The organism is Sphingobacterium alkalisoli, from assembly GCF_005049105.1.
GTDB classification, from domain to species: domain Bacteria; phylum Bacteroidota; class Bacteroidia; order Sphingobacteriales; family Sphingobacteriaceae; genus Sphingobacterium; species Sphingobacterium alkalisoli.
The window spans coordinates 438,336-461,133 of the sequence record NZ_SUKA01000003.1; the positions used below are offsets into that span (position 1 = coordinate 438,336).

At 42.4% G+C, this 22,798-nt stretch carries 13 protein-coding genes; 4 read left to right on the forward strand and 9 right to left on the reverse strand.

Features of this window, described 5'->3' with window-relative positions:
• Positions 1-106: 106 nt before the first annotated feature.
• Positions 107-2,080, reverse strand: coding sequence for a glycoside hydrolase family 97 protein (locus tag FAZ19_RS11535; RefSeq protein ID WP_136820875.1), 1,974 nt, complete (start codon positions 2,078-2,080; stop codon positions 107-109).
• A 424-nt stretch (positions 2,081-2,504) separates the two neighbouring features.
• Between FAZ19_RS11535 and FAZ19_RS11540 the strand changes: the two genes are divergently transcribed.
• Positions 2,505-6,488: a hybrid sensor histidine kinase/response regulator transcription factor gene (locus FAZ19_RS11540; protein WP_169305641.1), complete on the forward strand. Its 3,984-nt coding sequence runs from the start codon at positions 2,505-2,507 to the stop codon at positions 6,486-6,488.
• Positions 6,489-6,500: 12 nt separating this feature from the next.
• Here the strand turns inward: FAZ19_RS11540 and ggpS are convergent, their stop codons facing one another.
• Positions 6,501-8,744: a glucosylglycerol-phosphate synthase gene (gene ggpS / locus FAZ19_RS11545; protein ID WP_136820877.1), complete on the reverse strand. Its 2,244-nt coding sequence runs from the start codon at positions 8,742-8,744 to the stop codon at positions 6,501-6,503.
• A complete protein-coding gene (locus FAZ19_RS11550; protein ID WP_169305642.1) occupies positions 8,744-9,733 on the reverse strand; it encodes an NAD(P)H-dependent glycerol-3-phosphate dehydrogenase in 990 nt (329 codons plus the stop codon). Before FAZ19_RS11550 ends, ggpS begins: the two co-directional genes overlap by 1 nt.
• Positions 9,734-10,099: 366 nt before the next feature.
• Between FAZ19_RS11550 and FAZ19_RS11555 the strand changes: the two genes are divergently transcribed.
• The 3 genes from FAZ19_RS11555 (at position 10,100) to FAZ19_RS11565 (ending at position 14,934) form a co-directional block, all read left to right on the forward strand.
• Positions 10,100-10,546 (forward strand): protein-disulfide reductase DsbD N-terminal domain-containing protein, encoded by a 447-nt coding sequence (locus FAZ19_RS11555; protein ID WP_136820879.1) that lies wholly within the window; start codon positions 10,100-10,102, stop codon positions 10,544-10,546.
• Positions 10,547-10,579: 33 nt separating this feature from the next.
• The gene (locus tag FAZ19_RS11560; RefSeq protein WP_229707489.1) at positions 10,580-13,531 is read left to right on the forward strand and encodes a M16 family metallopeptidase; all 2,952 of its coding nucleotides are present in this window, start codon (positions 10,580-10,582) and stop codon (positions 13,529-13,531) included.
• A 215-nt stretch (positions 13,532-13,746) separates the two neighbouring features.
• The gene (locus FAZ19_RS11565; RefSeq protein ID WP_229707547.1) at positions 13,747-14,934 is read left to right on the forward strand and encodes a cation:proton antiporter; all 1,188 of its coding nucleotides are present in this window, start codon (positions 13,747-13,749) and stop codon (positions 14,932-14,934) included.
• 9 nt (positions 14,935-14,943) lie between these two features.
• Here the strand turns inward: FAZ19_RS11565 and FAZ19_RS11570 are convergent, their stop codons facing one another.
• The 6 genes from FAZ19_RS11570 to FAZ19_RS11595 form a co-directional block, all read right to left on the reverse strand.
• Positions 14,944-16,161 carry an enolase C-terminal domain-like protein gene (locus FAZ19_RS11570; RefSeq protein ID WP_211245490.1) on the reverse strand — a complete coding sequence of 406 codons (1,218 nt, stop codon included), beginning with the start codon at positions 16,159-16,161 and terminating at the stop codon, positions 14,944-14,946.
• Between the two features lie 236 nt (positions 16,162-16,397).
• Positions 16,398-17,804, reverse strand: coding sequence for a sialate O-acetylesterase (locus tag FAZ19_RS11575; RefSeq protein WP_229707487.1), 1,407 nt, complete (start codon positions 17,802-17,804; stop codon positions 16,398-16,400).
• A gap of 13 nt (positions 17,805-17,817) precedes the next feature.
• Positions 17,818-19,056, reverse strand: a complete 1,239-nt coding sequence (locus FAZ19_RS11580; protein WP_136820881.1) for an MFS transporter — start codon at positions 19,054-19,056, stop codon at positions 17,818-17,820.
• A gap of 5 nt (positions 19,057-19,061) precedes the next feature.
• Positions 19,062-20,144 carry a galactose oxidase gene (locus tag FAZ19_RS11585; RefSeq protein WP_136820882.1) on the reverse strand — a complete coding sequence of 361 codons (1,083 nt, stop codon included), beginning with the start codon at positions 20,142-20,144 and terminating at the stop codon, positions 19,062-19,064.
• Between the two features lie 10 nt (positions 20,145-20,154).
• Positions 20,155-21,066, reverse strand: a complete 912-nt coding sequence (locus tag FAZ19_RS11590; protein ID WP_136820883.1) for a dihydrodipicolinate synthase family protein — start codon at positions 21,064-21,066, stop codon at positions 20,155-20,157.
• A gap of 18 nt (positions 21,067-21,084) precedes the next feature.
• Positions 21,085-22,725 carry a sialidase family protein gene (locus FAZ19_RS11595; protein WP_136820884.1) on the reverse strand — a complete coding sequence of 547 codons (1,641 nt, stop codon included), beginning with the start codon at positions 22,723-22,725 and terminating at the stop codon, positions 21,085-21,087.
• Between the last annotated feature and the right edge of the window lie 73 nt (positions 22,726-22,798).

Here is a 22,798-nt window from a genome sequence, read left to right on the forward strand (position 1 = left end):
TAATTGTGCTCCTGCATAGAACAGGTTTACATCATACAGCAATAATTTGCTGATCATAAATAGTGTATTGAAAATTTGTCCTTACATCGTTTATCTTGGTTTTAAATTATTGTAGTCTTTTATTGTTTACAGGCTCCAACACTGCTGCAAAACCCCCACTTTTAGCGAGCTTTATCGAAATGGAAGATGTGCTATTGACCTCCACCGATTTTTTCCGGTAATCCATAGCCTGTCCGACTGCATTAATACCATCCTCGAAACTGGTCATCCGGTAGGTTTTTCCTTCAGTCAGGAAAGTCAGTTTCTGTTCAAAATTCCGCCAATCCTCTTTGCTATTGGTCATACCGCCGATATACCACTTCTCGCCTTTTCGTTTAGCAACGATTACGTGTTCACCAACTTTAGCATCCAAGGCGACTGTTTCATCCCAGGTGGTCGGTACATTGGTAATGAAATCCGTACATTCTTCGTTTCTGTAATACATGGTGGGATTGTCTGCAAGCATCTGAATACCGCTTTCAAAAATGACAAACAATCCCATTTGGTATGCTCGGGTCCCAATACTTGCCGAGTTCGGACGCTCACTTCTATATACGTTCGGTTGCATACTTATCATGGCACCAGGCGTATAATCCATCGGTCCTACCGCGTTGCGGATGAAGGGAAGATAAACACTGTTATCGGGGTAGCATCCTCCCATTTGCTCCATTCCACGCACCCCCTCGTAAGAGATCACATTGGGATATTTATATTCCAGTCCGGCCGGCTTGAAGGATCCATGAAAGTCCACTAGCAAATTATGCTTTGCTGCAGTTTTTGCAATGCGTTCGTAATAATTAACCATCCATTGGTCACTTCGGTCCATAAAATCAATCTTCACGCCCTTAACGCCCCACGACGCAAATTTTTCAAATAGCTCCAGATTTTTCTCCACCGTTAACCAGGTCAGCCATAAAAACACCCCTACATTTCTCTCCTTACCATACTTGATGATTTCGTGAACGTCTACCTCCGGATTAGGAGTATACGGATCACGTGTATTTTTTGCCCAGCCTTCGTCCATGATAATATAGGCCATACCAAATTTAGCGGCAAAATCAATAAAGTATTTGTAGGTATCTAGGTTATAGCCCGATACAAAATTTACATCAGGACCATAGGGCTTCGCACCATTCCACCATTCCCAACTTGCTTGACCTGGCTTTATCCATGATACATCGGATAAAACATTTTTTGTGGCCAACCTGTAGGTCATCGTATTTGTCAATATCTCTGTATCTTGCTTGGAAATCACAAAATAACGCCATGGAAAACTTCGTTGGCCAGCAGTCCGAGCTATGTAATCCGCTTCAGCTAAAATTTTTACGCTTCGATCGCCATCATCCCCGAATTTGATGGGCACTTTCGGAAAGACTGATGTGATTCCATTTTGGCCGTTGCTTTTGACAAACATACAGGGGTAATCGCTTAGGTCTGACTCGGATACCAAAATTTTATAGGATTTTTTGGTATCGATCAACATAGGAAGTACGGCCATCTTATCCGTCGGCTTCCACTCCCTACTGTTAATATGCGAATAGATCTCTTCGTACGCCGTTTTGAAGCCGCCGGGTTGCTGTACATGTAACAATTGTTCGCTCGGAAAATTGATGTTCATCTCCTCTGATACGATATTGATACTGTCTTTCATATCCGTAATAATCCGGTAGGCTACTCCATCGTTGTATGTACGGAATTCTACGGTATATTTATCTTTGAAATGCAAAAGAAGTTGGTTATACGTGTTTTCTACCGTGGAAAACTTCAATGGTACAATAGGTTTTAACTGTTCATTGATCTGTTTTTCTTTTTTGCTCAACAATTTTGGTCTATCACCCAATACTTTATCATCCAGGTGCAGACGTAGAAAATTGTCTTGCAGTAGTGTATCACTCTTACACCATACAGAATAATAAATTTTGTCGGTCAGCTTTATTTCGGTCGTCAAATCACCATTTGGTGATGTTAGTTTTATACCCTTTTGTGCATAAACTGTTGTAATCGCAACGGAAAGTAGGAAAACACAAGTAATCTTCTTCATTGATTATTATCTATTTTAAGTTTTTTATTTAGTAGCTTCTTATCCAGCCCACTCACATTGACGAAAATATGTATCGATGTAACGATATGCCAGTTGATCGAGGCTATCCTTTCAGATTTATAATAGACCAAAAGTAGCGGATTGATAAACGAAATTGCCGCTCGATCCTGCCAAAAAGGTACACTTATTGGCCAGTTGTAAAAAAGTGCACCTTTTTGGCAACATATGGTACCGATAGTGCTATGCCGGGTTAGCATAGCGTGGCAGAAAACTGTATCTTTAAATTCTATAAACCGTGTTCGCTTCCGTTCCCAAGCCGATTGTGTTTTTTAAACGTTTAGGGACGACAGCTCACTTTACAATGCAGTTGCAAACCAACACTATGATGATTTTTGGCAAATTAAGATACTTCGTAACCATCCTAATGTATACAACCTTCCTGCTGCCTTCCATGGCCCAGCAGTATAATCGTGCAACTATTTACCTCCCTAACAATGCTGTATTGTACTCCTTTCAAGATCATCAGGGGTATATGTGGTTCGGGACATACGATGGCCTGTCATTCTACAACGGAACTGAGGTGATTACCTATAGACATGAACCCGCAAACCCCTTATCACTTTGTAGCAATATTATTTATAAAATTACTTCGGCGGATAAAGATCATCTATGGATTTCTACCACAATGGGCCTAAATAAACTATCGTTGATAACACGCAAAATAACAGCTTCATACCCTGACTTGCCAAAGCTGGTACATATTGAATCCGATGCTGCTGGCGACACATGGATGATCCCAGAAGATCGGGTACTACTCTATCATAAAGCATCTGCAAAAGCTGGGAAGGGCACCATTGATCGAATCGAAATTACAGACGAAAAGATGACCTTACTCAACATAAACCAACTTTTCATTGTTGATTCAACGTTACTGATATTGAAAAATGATGGTCATTTATTTTCCAAAAACTTAAACGAAATCAAGGGAAGACCAAAAGTCAATGGTCAAGAAGTTCAAATACACCAACGGCGTATCGTCAAAGCGAGTTTATCGGGCAATGACCTGTACTTTATCGACGATCAATTTAGTGTGTATCAATATGATCTGCTCACCTCACGCAAGCACCAGCTTGCAAATATCCGATCGATGGCCAACGAAGACTACGGATTCATTGCGCAAATCGAATATTACGATAAAGCGGTATATATTGCATTAAAGAACTCCGGTGTATTAAAAGTTGGACGCGGCAGTGAAGATCCCACCGTTTGGGTCCGACCGGGGGTTTCCGTTTTTTGTTTGTTGGCAGATCGCTATCAAGATCTATTGTGGATTGGAACAGATGGTCAAGGCGTACAGCAGCATAGTGCCTCCACCCCCGTTTTTGGTGAAGTTAATTTATCCCAGGCCAATATTACAAACAAACCAGTTAGAACGATCTTAACCGACTCATTGGGTAGCATCTGGGTTGGCACTAATGGTGATGGGTTAATTAAGATAAGTAAAAATAATACACTAATAAACAGTCGAATAAATGAAAATAATATTAGGCGCTTCAACAAAAAAGAAGGACTGCTATCTTCTCAGATTTTTGGTATGGCAAAAAGCGCTTATCATGATTTATTTTGGATCGGAACTGAAAAAGGATTATTCTATTATGACTATAAAAGTGGGCAAGTACGAGAGGCCATACACGAAAGTAAAGCTCCGCTTCTAGAAAGCATACATACTATCCTCGAAGTTAGCAATTCCAAGTTATGGCTAGCTTCCACCCGATTCGGATTGATTGAAGTTTTTCTGGAGGAGGTCGCTGGCCATATACGCGTCAAGTCGGCAACAAATTACCTTATCCAAGGCAAGAATTTCGCCGGAAATGAGATTCAGTCCATGGTATTTTCCGGGCCATCAAAATTAGTTATCGGCTTGCGGGGCGGTCAAGGTGTGGCAGAATTCGATATGGAAAAGAAACAGCATAAGTTCGTCTCTGTGATCGACCCAGAAAATAACGCCGCAATTACTGATATATTAAGTGTTTGGCGGGATCAAGGCAATGCCTATTATCTTGGCTCCACTTCCGGACTAACCTCCTTTACATATTCCCGAGGCGTAGCATCGGATATCAAACACTACAACAAGAAAGATGGACTGGTTAATGATATGATACATGGCATACTGGCCGACGAGCTGGGATATTTATGGCTAAGTTCCAGCAGGGGCCTAATAAAGTACAATCCGCAGAATGGACTGTTTCACAACTATATTGCGCCTACGCTGGAAATCAATGAATTTTCGGACGACGCATTTTGGAAATGTCCGTATACCGGAAGGTTGTATTTTGGTGCCGTAAACGGCTTTGTATGGATTAACCCCCAGCAGTCACTGCAGCAGAAGCACGCACGCTCCAGAAATTTTCATTTCTTTGATATCAAGGTGAAGGGCGAAAGCCATCCACTTTCTGATTTCGAGTCTACATCAGCAAACGGGATCGAGATCCCCGCTTCTATACAATCCTTCAGCCTTTCATTCACCGTACTCGATTACCTTAACAAGGACTATGCATACAGCTATAAATTAGAGAATTATCACGACGAATGGATCTCGATTTCAAATGCCAATCAGATCGATTTCATGAACCTTCCAGCCGGAAAATATGTATTAAAAGTACGTTACAAAAATGACGTTAACACGGGTAACGAACAAACCGAATCCCTGTACATCACTAAATTGCCACCATGGTATAGCTCTACCGTCGCGCTAAGTATTTATGCCCTGCTACTAACTGCACTCGGCTTTTACGTGTATCAGGTTTCGAAGCGCATAGCACGCAGAAGACAGGAAGAAGCACAGAAAGAAATGATCAAAAATCAGCGAAAAGAACTTCTGGAGTCCAAACTCGCCTTTTTCACCAATATGACGCATGAGTTTTACACACCGCTGACCCTCATCAAGGGAATTTGTGAGGTATTGAAGGCAGGCGTCCCTCATTCCGATACGGAATATCAGGATCATCTCAATACATTAACAAGCAATACGGTGGCATTGGAGGGTTTGATCAGAGAACTGCTCAATATACATGATCCCGAAAAGCCTGCCCCCACCTATCATATCCAGAAAGATGTAAATCTTACCCCCCTAGCGGCGCAATACCTTAAGTCGTTTCGTTTAATCGCCGAAAAAGCAGGCATCAATTATGTGGAGTGCATCTCCGCAGATCTGACTTGGAACACCGACACGGCATTTTTTCAGCGAATCCTAAACAACCTGGTTTCCAATGCATTTAAGTATACATCCGAGAACGGCACGGTAAGCGTAAACTTACATCAGATCGATGATACATTAGAACTAACAGTCTATAACACAGGTAAAGGTATTGAAGCATCCGAATTGTCGAGCATTTTTGAACCCTACCACATGCTCGATAACGAAGATGACAGCGGCTATATGCAGTTAACAGGTCGCACCGGATTAGGGTTATCGATCTGCCGCTCTATGGTCGAATTGCTTGAAGGTAAAATAGAGGTCGAAAGTGAGCCTGATCACTATACTCAATTTCGCGTATTGCTGCCGCATATACCGGTAAGCGGCTCGGACGACCAGTTGCCTGCTAATCATAAACGGGAAGACACCGTGCTCGAAAAAATAGAAAACACAAGACCCACTATCTTGCTAGTAGACGACAATGGTGATATTGTATCCATGATTTCCCGTTACCTTGCTGATGATTACCATATCTTGCCGGCCGCTGATGCCGAACAGGCCTGGGAGCTACTAAACACCGAAAGCGTTTCTTTAGTCGTGACAGATATTATGATGCCCGGAAAGAATGGCTTACAGCTTATTCAAGAAATCAGAAGCGACAAATCCTTTAAACATATTCCTGTAATCGTACTGTCTGCCCAGACTACGGAGAAGCAACAGGAGACCGGTATCCAATCTGGTGCCGACGTCTATTTAACAAAACCGTTCTCGCTTTCGCTAATGCGCTCACATATCGTGCGGCTGGTTAAGAAAAATGAAACCATGCGAGATTACTTTCATTCGCCCGAGAGTGCTTATGAGACGACAAAGAAGAACATTGTACACCGCGATGATAAGAAACTCATTGCCAACATCATAGCTATCATTGATGAACACATCGAAAACCCAGATTTAGGTCCTGCCTATATCGCCGAATTACTTCACACCAGTCCGCGGAGCTTATACCGTAAAGTCAAAAACATCACCTCCTTGTCCCTGATGGATTTTATCAAGGATTACCGATTTCTGACCGCCGAGCGGCTTTTGGTGTCTACCAATCTATCCGTACAAGAGGTGATGTATAAAAGTGGGATGACCAATAAATCCTACTTTTACCGCGAATTTGTAAAAAGGAATAAAGTCCCCCCGAAGGAATTCCGGAAATTGCGCTAATAGGCGAAGTATTTACTTTGCTACAGCTTTTTCCAGTTCCTTTACAAAATCCTTACCCCAGTAATGGATATCGTAGTAGGTTACCTGATCGTATAATCGGTTTACGCGTACCCTTCTTTCGTCTTCAGGCATGAGCAACGCTTTTAGCAAGCCTTCCTTCATACTTTTCATATCATATGGATTAGTTAAAATAGCATAAGGCAATTCCACAGACGCTCCGGCAAACTCAGACAGTACCAGTGCGCCGTCGCTTTCCAGGAAGCCCTGAACGGCCATGTACTCTTTGGCTACTAAATTGAGGCCATCCCGGAGTGGTGTAATCCAAGCAATATCACTAGATCCATATAAAGTTACCACTTCTTCAAATGGTAAAGCCCGGTAAAAGTACTGGATAGGCACCCAATCCATCGTAGCATATTTACCATTAATCTCTCCCACAGCTCTATTTACCTCATCTCGGATATTGTCATATATCGACATGCCCTGCGATGGCGGCGTGCAGATGTTCACCAATTCTACCTTCTCTCTAAACTCCGGGTATTCGGCAAGGAATTCGCCAAAAGCCAGAATCTTTTCCAATGGACCTTTCACGTAGTCAAGTCGTTCGACAGATAGGATTGTTTTACGTCCCAGCTCTTCTTTGCTCTTTTTTACCGAAGCAATTTTGTTTTTCACTTCCGGTTGACTTAAGATCCGTTTTATTTTATCGATATTAACACCCACAGGTTGCGCGCCAAGTCGCACCTGTCTCCCATCGACTTCAATAATTTTCGTCATCTGATCAACCCCCAACGCACAGCTGTAGGTAAGAAATTGCTTCGCGGCATTGATTTTCTTGACCACCCTAAACGGTGTATGGCTACGCAGCACATCGACAAAATTTTCTACATAGCGAGGAATATGAAAACTGATAAAATCGCACAAAAGCAAACTTCCAATGATTTCTTTCCGCCATGGAATGATATTAAATATATCTGCAGCAGGGAATGAAGTATGATGGAAGAAACCAATTTTAAGATCCGGCCTTAAGGTCTTCAAATAGGCCGGTACCATCCAAAGGTTATATTCGTGAATCCATACCAATGCATCCTGATCGGCGTCGCGTGCAATACGCTCGGCAAATAAGCGATTGATTTTCAGGTAATGTTCCCAATCGCTATGATTAAATTTTGCCTTGTCAACAAATGAAAATATGGTTGGCCAAAATGCTTCTTTGGAAAACACTCTGTAAAACTGATCGATGTCCTTTTTGGGTAAGCTGATTGTTGATGCCACCAAGTTTGGAAAGCGCTCTTCGTCAATAAGCTGATTGGGAATAACCGGGGTATCTTCCTGCAGCACCTCTTCGCCAATCCATAAACCCGATCGGCCTTTTTCAAAAAGACCGAGCAACGAAGGAATGATCCCGTTCGGACTCTTCGGAGATACGCGTATCGCTTTTCCATTCACAATTTCCTGTTCAAAAGGTAGTCTGTGATAGACCATCACCAACTGGTTCGTTTTCTTCTTTACCGATACGGCATTTTTGCCACGTACAGTTGGGTAATGCTTTCTAAAGGCTTCGAAATGATCCATGGATTCCAGTATCCCTCCAGCACCTTTCTCTACCGCTTGGTACACATGTGCCAAATCCGCGGTATTATCCAATAGCGACTGCTCAGCCGCACCGACTACGACCCCTTTGAATCCAACCTGATATAGGGAGAGATCATTTAGCGTGTCGCCGGCCACGAGTACCTCCTCGTCGGGTACACCCAGTGTTGCCACTAGCGCCCGTAAGGTGCTCCCCTTGTTTACATCTTTGGGTAAGATATCCAGATATTGATCTACCGAGGTAATCATATCGCAATCAAACTTGTCTGCAATACCCCTTATCTGATCCAGATCAACATCCTGGTCATAATAAAACGAACAACGGCGCTGTTGAGGTACTTCTTGGTACGTCACATTCGCGATATCCAAAATCTCTTGTCGGATATTATAAAGCGAAGGCCATTTGGCTTCGATCTCGCCTTGTAGCGGTTCCATAGACTCGAGTGAAAATCCGTTCACTACGGTGGCACCCACATCAGCAATAATATAATTCGGTCTTGGTATAAGTGGATCGTTTAGGAGAGGAATAACTGATTCCAGTCCCCTTCCCGTTACAAAAACCAACTGAATATCTTTTTCTTGTTTAATCAAACGGTATAACCGCAAGCGGTCTTCCATACTACCGCCTAAAAATGTACCATCTAAATCTGTTGCTAACAACATCAAATCATGCTCCTTTCTAATAGTTTAAATTCTGTTTTTACCGGCATATAATTATATAAAATCCGGTACGCCGTATTCAAAATAGGCAAATTAAGTCCACGTGCAGCGGCCATATCATGTAGACCTTTTGTAGCTGTATAGCCTTCTGCTACCATAGACATGGTATCCTTTGTTTGTTCCACATTATATCCCTGTCCGATCAAAACGCCGAAGGTGCGGTTTCGGCTATGCTGCGAATATGCCGTTACGAACAGGTCACCAAGATAGCTCGAACTTCCTATCCGCGCGCCATCTAGACCCAGTGCGTGCAATAGCGTCTCTAGCTCGTGGATCGCATTGGCCACCAATACGGCAATAAAATTATCGCCATAGTTCATTCCCTTTGCCATACCACATACCAATCCCACCACATTTTTAAAAATGGCAGCATACTCGACACCTAATAGATCTTGGCTTTCGCAAATCTGGATGTAATTCGAAGCAAGGGCATTACCCAACGCGGTGCGTAGCACTTGGTCTCCGGCACATACCGTCATGTAGGTTTTCTTACCTGCTGCAATTTCTTCCGCATGGCATGGTCCTGCTATAACAGCTTGATTCACCTGCAATGCCGAAAAACTTTTTGCCAAATATGCAGAAGGAAGTAGATTGTCTGGTCCGACTGTACCTTTTATAGAAGATATAATAATTTTACCCTCCATTTGCTGGGGATCGATCTGCTGACAAACTGCGGGGAGGTGCGCACTGGGGACGACGAATAACAGGTGCTTGCATTTGGAAAGAACGTCGTCCAAATCCGTGGAAGCTTCGATATAATCGGTATCTAACTTGGCAAAGTTGATGTAATCCGGGTTACGGCCTTCTCGAGTAATTGCTTCTACCTGTAATTGTCGGCGTAAATACCAATATACCCGGATCTTATTTTCTGCTAATATTTTCACTAAAGCGGTAGCCCAACTCCCACCACCTATTACACTAATTTCTCTCAAACCATTGTGGATTTTATAATAAAACAGCAGATGTGCTGTTTTGTTTTTAGAACATACTGATGCAAATATAGTAAAAAATAAACTAAAAAGCAAATAAAATACTCTTAAATTGACTCAACTCCATATAATGCCATATATCCCTACGAATTAGCGGTTTATTGTATAGCACCTACCTATTATTTAACAATCTGCTAACCTCGCGTTAACGCGTTTTTTCATTTAGAACACAACAAACACTACCTACAGCAATAAAAAAAATTGAAAAAACAATAAAAAACAAAATATTTTATTGAAAAAACGGATTACCGTTGATAATAATCTTAAAAATCTGGAAGTTTGATGAAAGAAAACTATAAAACAATACAAATGAAAAGATTGATAATAATAATAACCGCACTGTTTGCCTTCAACGCAGCACAATCACAAGTGTATGATCCCGTAAAATGGACATTTGCAGCTAAAAAGATCAGTAAAGATGAAGCTGTACTTTTTTTAAAGGCTACAATCGATAATGGTTGGAACATCTATTCGCAACATATCGGTGAGGGCGGTCCTGTAGCCACTTCATTCAGCTTTACGCCTTCTGGCGATTACCAACTCAGTGGAAAGGTACTCGAGCCTACCCCGAACAAGAAATTTGAAAAAACATTCAACATGCAGGTGTTATATTTCAACAAAGAAGTCGTTTTTCAACAAAAGATCAAATTGAAGAAAGGTCAGACTATTGTTAAAGGCGCCGTGGAATTTATGGTATGCAATGATCAGCAATGTCTGCCACCCGACGAAAAGATCTTTGCCATCAACATCAAGTAATTTCTCTATCACAGAACTATTTCAAAACACAGTATGATGAATATAAAACGTCATTTTTTCCGCATCAGTATCCTTTTTATCGGTCTGAGTTTTATCCAGTCTAGCCAGGCACAGGAAAAGCACAGCTGGAAGGAAGCGGAAGCGGCAGGATACAGCTATCGCTACGTTAGCAACGATCCCATGGCTACCCGATTTTACACATTAAAAAATGGGTTTACGGTAGTCTTAACAGAAAACAAAAATGAGCCACGCATCACTGCACAAATAGCCGTGCGCGCTGGTAGTAATAATGATCCTGCGACTCACACTGGATTGGCCCATTATCTTGAACACTTATTGTTTAAGGGTACGGATAAGTTCGGAACGTCTGATTGGAAATCCGAAAAGGTACTATTAGATCAGATCGAAGAACTGTACGAGGTATACACCACGGAGACGGATGTCGAAAAACGAAAATCACTTTATAAAGAGATAGACCGTTTATCTGTCGAAGCGTCCAAGTACTCCGTAGCCAACGAGTACGACAAGCTAATGTCTGCCATTGGTTCACAAGGTACCAACGCACATACCTGGTTTAATGAAACCATCTACAAGGAAGATATTCCCTCAAGTTCGGTCGATAAATTTCTGATGATACAGGCCGAGCGTTTCCGTTATCCTGTATTTAGGTTATTCCATACCGAGCTAGAAACTGTTTATGAAGAAAAGAACATTAGTCTCGATAACGATGGGAACCGCGCATATGAAGCGTTATTAAAGCATCTTTTTCCAAAAACGAACTACGGACAGCAAACGACCTTAGGTACCGTAGAACACCTTAAAAACCCATCCCTAAAAGTAATCCGTTCGTTCTATGACACCTATTATGTAGCCAATAATATGGCTATTGTATTAGCGGGAGATTTTAGTTCCGACGAGATGATCAAGAAGATAGATAAGCATTTCGGTAGCTTTAAAACTGGTACAGCGGTAGCGGATAGCAAGGTTGCTGAAGAGCCCATTCAACGTGCCGTGGTTCTTGACGTCGCAGGACCTAGTGCCCAGTACATGTTAATGGGCTATCGTATTGGTAAAAGCAATAGCCGTGATGCCCTATTGGCAGATGTTGTGGCTTCCTTGTTGAATAACGGAAAAGCTGGATTAATCGATCTAAATCTGTCTCAAAAGCAACTTGTATTAGCTGCTGGTGCAAACATCTCACAGCAAAAGGATTATGGCGTCTTCACCCTCTATGGCTATCCAAAGCAAGGACAGACGCTTGAAGAAGTGCGTTCTTTGCTTTTGTCCCAAATCGACCTCTTAAAAAAAGGTGAATTCGATACCGAATTAATCAATGCGATCCGTGCAAACAGCACACTATCTTTTTTGCAAAGTTTAGATAATAATACGGCGCGCACGGAAAGTCTGGCTACTGATTTCATCCGAACTAAAAGTTTAGGTTGGGATCAGGAAGTAGCTTATCTTGATGCACTTTCTAAAATCACGAAGACAGAAATCGTCGAATTTGCGAATGCATTTTTTAAAGACAATTATATTGTCGTTAATAAAAACCAAGGCATGACCGATGATATCGCTAAAGTAGAAAAGCCTCCTATCACGCCTGTTCACACCAATGCGGATAAACAATCGTCCTATTTAAACGAAATAGCTTCGATGCCATCCCTACCCGTATCACCGGAATGGTTGGACTACAAGCGGGACATCCAAAAAGGAAAAGCAGGTAACGCAGCTGTACTATATGTACAAAACAAAGATAATCAGTTATTCAGACAAACCTTTCTTTTTGATATGGGAAGCTGGAACCATCAATTACTACCATTGGCAGGAAACTACATTTCCTATCTTGGAACTGATAAATTAACTGGAGCACAGGTGCAAGAAGCATTTTACAAATTGGCTTGCGACTACAGCATTAATATAGGTTCAGAAGAGACCCGTATCACGCTAACCGGCTTACAGGAAAATTATGGCAAGGCCATGGTACTCCTTACGGATCTGTTAAAGAACTGTAAAGTTGACGAATCGGCGCTGGAAAATCTGAAGCGAGATGTGCTACAACAGCGTCAAAATAATAAGACCAACAAACGCAATATCATGCAAGGTCTTATGAATTACGCTGCATATGGTGCAAAAAATCCATTTAACGATCAATTGTCTACCGAAGCCATTATTGCGATCAAAGGCGACGAACTCGTAACCCTATTGCATGGCCTGATGGATTACGAACATCAGGTGATCGCCTACAGTCCGCTTGCTTTAAAAGAATATAGCAAGGCACTTAGTCAGTATCACCAGTCACCAAAATCGTATACCAACATACCTGCGAAACGTACCTATACCCGATCGGAGCAAAGTGTAAATACGGTATTGTTTGCAAACTATGATATGGTGCAAGCGGATATTAGCTGGTATAGAAAAGGGAACAATTATCAATCCGAAAAAGAAGCAAGTATTGCGCTGTTTAACAATTACTTCGGCGGAGGAATGGGATCGATCGTTTTCCAGAACTTAAGGGAAGCCAAGGGATTAGCATACACAACATATGCAACATATTCAATTCCGGCTAAAAAAGAAGACCCCTTTAGCGTATCCGCATTTATTGGTACGCAATCGGATAAAATCAGTGATGCTGTACTCGGCATGAATTCACTACTGAATACCTTACCACGTTCAGAGAAAGCGTTTGATACAGCCAAGAAAAGCTTCCTTAGTAATATTGAAACACAGCGCATTAAAAAGGATGGCATCATCTTCAGCTATCTACAAAATCAGAAAAAGGGAATCAATCACGATAGACGCAAAGGTTGGTACGATCAAGTCAAGACCATGCAGTTTGCAGATATCGAGAACGTTCACCAAACGGAGTTGGCAAACAAGCCTTACACCTACTGTATAGTTGCTTCCGAGAAAAACGTTACGGAAGAGCAACTTCAGAACATCGGAACATTGACAAAACTAAGCCTTGAAGAGATATTTGGCTATTAAGATTCTTCACACTAACTATTAGCACGAGGGCGCACTATCTTTAGTGGCCCTCGTCTTTTTAGGCGAGCATCCAACACTAATCTCTATATCATGTATTTTATGATGAGAACATTTGAGGGTATATCACTGTTGTACTATAAAACAAATCAACACGAATGAATACCTATTTTCTTGTCATGTTTCTTGTAGGCCTTGCTAGCATAGGGATGGCCTTTATGCCGGCCTTAACAAAAAGGACAGGCATATCTTATTCTTTACTCTACGTTGCAGTTGGGGCACTCGTCTACCTGGCATGGCCCAATTCGTTGCCTTCACCTCTTCCACAAGAAAATACCAGCCTAACAGTTCATTTGACTGAACTCATTGTCATCATCTCTCTTATGGGAACTGGCATAAAGATCGATCATACTTTTTCATTTCGAAAATGGTCAAACCCGATGAAACTAGTCGCGATCGCGATGTCCCTGTGTATGATTGTTTGCGGTATACTCGGATATTATATATTAGGTCTAGCTTTGCCTTCGGCATTCCTCCTTGCGGCCGTTCTCGCACCTACGGATCCTGTCTTGGCAGCAGATGTACAAATCGGCCCCCCGGATGAGAAGATTAGATCCGATTCGAAGTTTGCCTTGACCACAGAAGCAGGCATAAACGATGGCATGGCCTTCCCATTTACCTGGCTGGCTATTACATTGGCACTTGCTGCATCTGGCGAAGAGCTACAACTAATGCATTGGTTCGGATATCATCTTCTATACAAAATAGCGGCGGGTCTATTTCTCGGATGGCTTTGCGGCAAGCTAGTCGGTTATCTCGTATTTACCGTTTCAAAAAAACACAAGCTAATCAAGCACGGTGACGGATTTTTGGCAATTTCACTTACCTTATTTACCTATGGTTTTACAGAGTTGCTGCATGGCTATGGCTTTATTGCTGTATTTGTGGCTGCGATCACCCTACGTCATGCCGAAAAAGGAAACGATTACCATCAGCAACTCCATTCTTTTACCGACCAGACGGAACGCGCATTGCTTGGCGTCCTGCTAATCTTTTTTGGAGGTACACTTGTCAGTGGCATATTTGAACCGTTAACGCTACGAATCGTACTATTCTCCCTGCTGTTTCTATTGGTGGTGCGACCTGTTATCGGCTATCTTTCTCTCGCGGGGTCACAAATGCACTGGAAAGAACGACTAACCGTTAGCTTCTTTGGAATCAGAGGCATGGGTTCCGTATTTTACCTTGCCTTTGCGCTTGATCATGCCGACTTCGTCCATAAAGACGAATTGTGGGCGATTGTGGCATTTACCATGCTATCTTCTATCGTAATGCATGGATTGACCGCAACGCCCATCATGAATCGTCTACAAGACCAAATCGCTGAAGGAAAAATTCCGAAATAAATAAAAGTACTACTCTTTTTTGAGCAATGGCATTCCGAAGCCTGCTGTCGCAGGAGGTACAAGTTTGCCATTTTTCAACGCATATCCCGATAAGTCTACATCATCCGACGTACTAGATACCCCCTCAATCGTAACGGTATTGCCTAGACCACCAGTCAGATGTGCTGTATAATGGGTTTTGAGCAACGAGCCCCATGCATGTGGAGAAGCCTGAGCACCCAGTTTCTGTAGTTCGGGCATTAGCTTTCGCCAGTTGGTGAACCCGAGATCCTCGATGTCGGTAAGATGTACATCGATCAGCTTTTTCTCAATAAGCTCTCGTAGCAGATTTTGATCCCAATCTGCCTCTCCATCGGCTAGAAGCGTGTTAATACCCTCGCCCTTTAACCAGGATCTTAATTTCTCATACTCCGTTACCGTCTCGTGGAAGGGTTCCTCAATCCAGAACAGGCTAACTCCAGCTATTCCTTTCATATACTGTATAAATTCTTCGACAGAAAACCCATTATTCCCATCGACCAAAACTTGGCAGTCTGGAAAAGCTTCGGCTACTTTTTTCGTTACCTCAATGTCACGCTGTAAGCCCTCGCTAAACGGCATCCACCTATTTCCCCGTCCAATCTTGAGCTTAAACTGTCGGTATCCCAGTTTGTAATCGTACGCGCATTCCTCTAATATTTTATCAATTCCTCCGGGTTTATTCGATGGTTCCAAATCATCAAAATAAATCATTCCACTATAACAGTCTGTTATTATTGGCTTTTCCTGTCCTAGTAATGCATACACCGGCTTGTTCAAGATGACGCCAGCTAGGTCATGCAATGCCATATCAAATGGAATATTTTTGCCATCTGAAATTCCGACATTCGTTTGAAATACGTCCGATACTTTTTTACCCGTTAACTCTTTTGCTAGATCCTCTGCGTGCCTCCTCGACCCTCTTAATGAACCCCATCCCATAGCTCCCTTATCCGTGTGGATGATACAGGTTTCCACTCTTGGACCGTAGCCGTGAATATCAAGGCGGGCATTTTTTCCAACTAGTCGCGGGTACTGTAAGCGTACGGAAGAGAATTTCACGGACTGGATTGTGTGATAGGATAATTCTTTATCGGCAATTGGTTGGGCTAAAGGTGCTGTAAGCGGCATACCATATAGCTTCGTGTCGAGTAAGGCAACCGATGCCATACCGATGTTGAGGGAGTATAAAAAGTTTCTTCTGTTCATCTGTTTACATTTGGTTTTCTCAGGAGTACCGAGTATTTATAAATCGTTTTAGCAAAATGGTTGTAAAAATTAGTCATTTACATTAAGTTTATCTTTAGTTACACCTAAAGATAAAAATATATTTTTTAAAACGGTAATTTATACCAAAAAAAATAGGATAACATATTGAATGCTACCCTGATTCTATCTAATGCCGAATTCGTTCTAAAGAATCGTTCCTATCCTGAGCCAGCTGTTTAAAATTGATTCCAATTGTCTGTACGAAAAGGCGCGACAGGCAAACCTGTTTCTGTAAATAGATTTGGCATAGATGTATTGGTAAATCCAAATCGAACTGCGGCGGGCTTATTTACTTTTTTTGAAAAGACCAACAGTTCCTTGCCATCCAACTTAAAATCTGCCGGGTGAAACACCTTGTCTTCTCCGGCGATATAAAGATCTACAATTTCCTTTCCTTCCACGTGTAAATTTCCATATAGATGATGAAAGAAGATTCGCATTTTATCGTTTTCAATTCGATAATCTCTATAAATAGGAGATTGAAAATCAATCATCTCCCTTCTGTATGGATACACCAAAGCGAGATCGGCCAAACGATGAGCCACCGCTTTTTTCTGCTGCGGATGTATGTCCTTTATATTATCAACGAGGTCGGTTGTCACCACCATACCTGCATGAGGTAAATTTAACGCCGTTTTAGTCTGTTGTTCCCTCAGTAGCGCCGCATTGGGAATCTTGTATTTATAGGTATAGGGTGCTATCTGCACGAAATAGAACGGAAAGTCATGATTCCATGCGGATCGCCACGATAAGACCATCGTCTGTATTAATTTGTCATATCCACTATAGGATATCGTATTATCTTCACCCTGATACCACAGCACCCCCGCAATCTTGTAATGTACCAAAGGATAAATCATACTGTTCCAAAGTACACCCGGTTGATAGGGCTTTCTTGGAGCAGGCTTTTGCAAGAGTGCGTTTTGTACAAGTTCGGGATCTTTCGCTATCTCTTCCTTCGGTGTCCAAAATTCGGCAGAAGTACCTCCCCAACTCGAATTTATAATACCTATGGGCACATCCAGTTCCCTATGCAATCGGTCAGCAAAAAAATACCCTATCGCCGAAAAGCTTTCTACGGTAGTGGGGTTACATTCCGTCCATTGGTCGAATATATTATCTTGTGGCGTTTGCGCAGCTATGTTACTCACCTGTAATAGCCTGATATTTTTGTTATTGATGGTTGGCAGTATTTCTTTTATTTCCTTAACATTATTTCTCGCAGACCATTGCATATTAGATTGTCCGGAACATAACCAAACTTCGCCAATCAATACATCGTTCAATTCAAGGTGCTGACCTTGCGAGTGTATTTGAATGGTGTATGGACCTCCTGCATCAGGGGTTACTATTTTTGTTTTCCAAGTTGCCTCTCCAGACACCACGCAAGTTATCGTATCTATTGTCCAAGACGGAGCGACCAATACTTGCTGTCCCGCTCGTCCCCACCCCCATATATACACCTCGGTATTTCGCTGTAGTACCATATGATCTGAAAAAAATGAGGGTAAACGGAGGTGCTGAGCTTTGCACGCCACGGATAACAATGTGATAAATAGTAAGAAAAGAAACGATTTCTTCATGATCTGTATGCGTTTAGGTCTTTTGTTTAATTTTTACGAGGGACAACGTTAATGAAACTAGTAATAATACAACAGCTATGATTTGATAGGTAATCGAAAGGTTTACATTCGCATCCTTCAATGCCCCTCCAACATACACCATTATACCGCCGACTATCGTACTCAAAAAATTTAAGAAGCCATAAGCTGTAGCAATATACTTCTGATCGACCACTTGCCTTAGCAAGGGCATCAAATTAGCGTCATTAAAACCTCTGGCCAAGCCAAAAACCATCATCGCTACGATTGCTATTAGAAAGATGTTTGTAGCGGCCATGACGAACAAAAAAGGCGCACCTATACAGAAGCCGATTATCATAACATTCAGCCTACCTTTCGGATTCTTCTGCACCCAGCGATCCGCAATAATCCCGCCCGCTATCACGCCCACAAAAGAGCCTATCTGAATGTAGCCCGTGGCAGAAATTCCAGCGGTTCCTAGATCCAAATTGAATTGATCTTTCAAAAATGTCGGCAACCAACCATTAACCAACCAGTTTGCCATGCCCAGAACGGCAAAATAGAATAAGATAATATAAAAAGAAGTTAACTTGAACAAGGAAGAAAGTCCTTCCCGTACTGAATAAGATGAGGGAGCTTGTGTAATAGGTTGCAAATTGGCGGGATCTAATTCGGTCGTATCTTTTTTTACATCTCTCAAAAAATAAATTAGTACAAAGGAATAAACAATTCCAAACAGTCCGAAAATATGAAACCCATACCGCCAACCCCAGTATTCTGCGATAAATCCCCCAAGACCGCCAAGAGCTAGTCCAGTGTAGAGACCACACATGTGAAGGCCTGTCGCGAGTGACCGGGTTTTACCTGTATGATAATCGGTTATTAGGGCGAGTGCAGCGGGTATATAACAGGCCTCGCTCACCCCCATTAACAATCGGGTAGCCAACATCTCCGGAAATGTAGAAGCGTATCCAGTCCACACCGTTACCAATGACCAAATGGCGACGGACAACACAATCACTTTTTTCCGTGAATATTTATCTGCCAAGAAACCACCGAATGGACTTACAAAACCATAGGACCATAGAAAGACAGAGGTTAACAAGCCAAATTGTGCATCCGTTAGATCGAAATCCGCGACAATCGGATCGCGCATCGATGTAATTAATATTCTATCAAAATAATTTAAGAAGGCGACTACCCACAACAGCGCTACCAATAGCCATGCATAACCTTTTGTTTTCGTGTTCATAAGATTTAGTCTTGATTTATAATTCCCCAGAGCACCTGTGGTGTACGTGTGCCCGGTCTTATTTCTCCAGACGGCAATACCACTCCACCAGCCCAATATGCTGTGCCTGTCGTAACTGGAGCCCAGATTTTTTCCTGTTGCTTTTTTTCTGAAATGATAATTTTATTGGTTGCATAATTCCATGTTCCATCTTCCATATTGTACATCAGTATACGGTTAGAAAAGCCAGGATGATCATGTTTTAAATCCTGATTCGCCAGTGCGCCGTTATCTCCGCCAAATACAATAAGATTATTGGACTTGTGGTCAAACCAGGCCGGCCCCGGAGCTGCTGCAACAGATTCAGGTAAATCAGCCATCTTCGACCAACAGTCATTATTTTCCAACAGATAAGCATCCCGTAAGTAGGTTCTTTTACCAGCTCGTAAACTTACCCCCGATAATACCGCCAGCTTTCCATTTATATCTCCAAGCACGGCGAGCATACGGCCGTCGCCGGGCAAGGACGGACAAACTTCCCAACCTTTAGCTGTTTCGGCTAAGTTCATGCGCCAGCAAATAGCTTCGGCAGTTGGCGAATCGGGTAAGTTGATGCCGCCGACGATGTACCAAAAGTTTCCAATCAGCACGCTAGAACAATTTGCGATTGCAGAAGGCAAATTTGGCAAATTATCGATGTGCAATTTCCCTCCAACCCAGGTCAACTTATATACCGAAGAAAGGTGCCCCTCTTGGTTGCTTCCGCCCGCGATAAAGACATTGTTCCGGAATGAGGCAACAGCCCCATATCCCATCGGCATAGGTAAATGCCCAACCGACGTCCAGCTTTCTTCCGGATTCTTAAGGGCAAATATCTTGTTTGTCCAAACTTTCTTTCCTCCATCCCATGGTGCTACCCCGTCTGGAAAATTGGCGCCTCCCATTACCAGTAAGAAATCGTCCGTTGTAGCGATATACGCCCCTGCAAAACCCATTGTGTCTGGAATTTGAGGTAGGTTCTTCCATTTTATATTGACGTCAGTGTTCTGAGCAGTTAGATCAATTGCGCTTAGCATAAATAATATAAATATAAAGTGATGTATGTTCATTATCCGTATGTTAACTGGACGCTACATGCGAAAGGAAGTCCGAATTCGCGAGATCGGTGTACAGATTTTTCTCCTGATCTTCACTCAGTGCGGCGAGCGGCAATCTTGGTATGCCTAAGTTCAGTCCTATCTTTTTCATAATTGCCCGCTGCGTAGGAATAGGGCCGTACTTTACCAACAATTGAATCATCTGTACCGCATGAAAATGAAGTTTTTCTGCTTCATCCAGTTTACCTTCTTCGAAGTAATCCATGACCTTCGCATATAGCTTAGCGCCGTAATTATATGTGCTACCGATAGCTCCTTTTGCCCCCACAGCAAGGGCAGGTAAAAGAAGTTCATCATAGCCAAATAAAATATCGAATTTTCCAGATTTGTAATGTAGACAAGCTTGGTATTCATGGATCGTTGCAGCAGTATATTTGATACCGGCCAAGTTCGGTATTTTTTCTTCTGCTAATTCTAAAAATGCCAGCATATCAATCTGTATTCCTGTCAGTGCAGGTATATGGTAATAGAAAAACGGTAATTTAGGTGCTGCTGCCGCAATCTCTGCCATACAATCAACCAGATTTGCCACCGAAGTGGGTTTAAAATAAAAAGCAGATACAGAGGATATGTAGTCCGCACGGTGCTCCTGTGCATGTACTGCCAGACGTTTAGCTTCCGTGATGGAGCTATGGCCTACGTGTACAAACACGCGTATTCTACCGGCCACGCTAGCTATGTATTTTTCGGTAATTTCCATACGCTCCTCTACGGTAAGGTTAGGACCTTCCCCATTTGTTCCGCAGACAAATACACCACTAACCCCTTGTCCAATCAAGTACTCCACATATGGTGGAATAGCTTCCAGATCAATAGTTCCATCCACATTATATGCAGCAAAAGTCGCTGCAATTAAACCTTTTACTTTATTCATTTTTATATTTTAATAATTTTATAACAAATCTTTTAACGCGATACGTTGGAAAACCAAATCGGCTTGACTGCTTTCGTAAAGAACGCCCACCGTATGGTCATCAATGGAAGTAATGCAAGAGTACCCTCTACTTTTCCCTTCATCAAGAAGCACTTTTCTTTCCCATGTGTCGGCATTATCCTTGCTCACTTTGAGCGCGATATCGACACGTTCGTATTTAGAGTCTGGGTTACAGAAAATAATAATTGATTTCGGTGCGCCATTTTCGGTGTATTGATGCTTATGAATACTCGCCATGCATGTTGGTTCGATCAGTGCACGGTGCGACGTGGGGTGCTCGATCCATGTTTTGCCCAAATCTGCAGTTGTTGCAATGGCTCGTCCATTATCCGCTCCTTTATTGGTTGTATTGAGGTTAGATCGCATGTTCAACATAATACGACCATCTTCCAACTCGACTGCCATACATTCCGTTGTCGATCTCGATACTGCTGCATTCGAAGTCGTCCAGGTCTTGCCACGATCTTTACTATAGGTAATATTTGAAAAAGCTTTCCCCGTTTTATCTCGCCCTTGGGTTGGCATTACTAGGGTACCATCCTTTAGTGTCAGTCCATGTCCGGGAGCCGGTGCCCAAAGCCACCATTCCTGTTTTTTACACATCGTAGTGAGATTAATCGGAGACGACCAAGTCTTCCCATTATCCTGGCTTTTTACCAATAGGAATTGAGACGTTTGCTTGATGCCGAAGCCTGGCTGAGATCCCTTTGTCTTCCACTGATGGTTCCAGATCTCTTTTCCATCTTTTATACCAGGATACCAGGTCCCCGTTTCATCAATCACACCGTACATCCACAATCCGGCCACATAAATATCGCCCGTCTTTTCATCCAGCAGGATATTAGGATCGGACACACCGTTGAACTTTTGTGGCAACCCGCCATATTCGCCCATATCGATAGCTACTTCTATGGGAAGCCATGTAGCTCCCCTATCTATACTCCTCGATACACCAATATCCATGTGTCCTTGTAAATCCCTGCCAGATTCGTAGCGCGCATCATATACAGAAATTAAGGAGCCGTCCTTAGCTGTAATGATACCGGGAATACGACTCGTGTGTACGTTTTCCTGTTTGTGTCTTCTTACAGCCACCGCCATACGATGCACCGAGGATTCCCCCTTTGTGCTATTACCTATCTTGCGCTTGGCTATTTCGAATTTATCAAGCCGAATTGCAAACGGAAGTTCGAGGTCTTTAACAGACCTTACTTTAATGGTAAGCCACAAAAAATTTGCACCTTTTTCCAGTTCGGTTTGGAACGAAATCTTATTCTTACCCCGTTGGGCCTTTATTTTTTTGGTGCGCGTATATTTAGATATATTATTCTGTTTGATTAGGGTCGAATCACCTGCTGTATACCACAGACCTATTTCTTCAATCACTTCGTATGCCCGCTCATCCACTTGCAGCACGAGCTCCCCGTTTGATGATGTCGATGAGGCTGTACTGTTGATTTGAAATCTTTTGACCACATTGATTTCTTGGTCCGCTAATACGGGAAGTTGATAGGTCTTCACGGCTATATTAGTCTGCGCGGCGGCCGTTAAGCCCCATAACAAGAAGACGGATATTAGTAGTATTCTTAGCTCTTTCATATTTAGTCTATTTTGACACATTGTGTGTCTTTGCATATTTAGTAAAAAGTATAAATAGGTTTATTATTCTCCA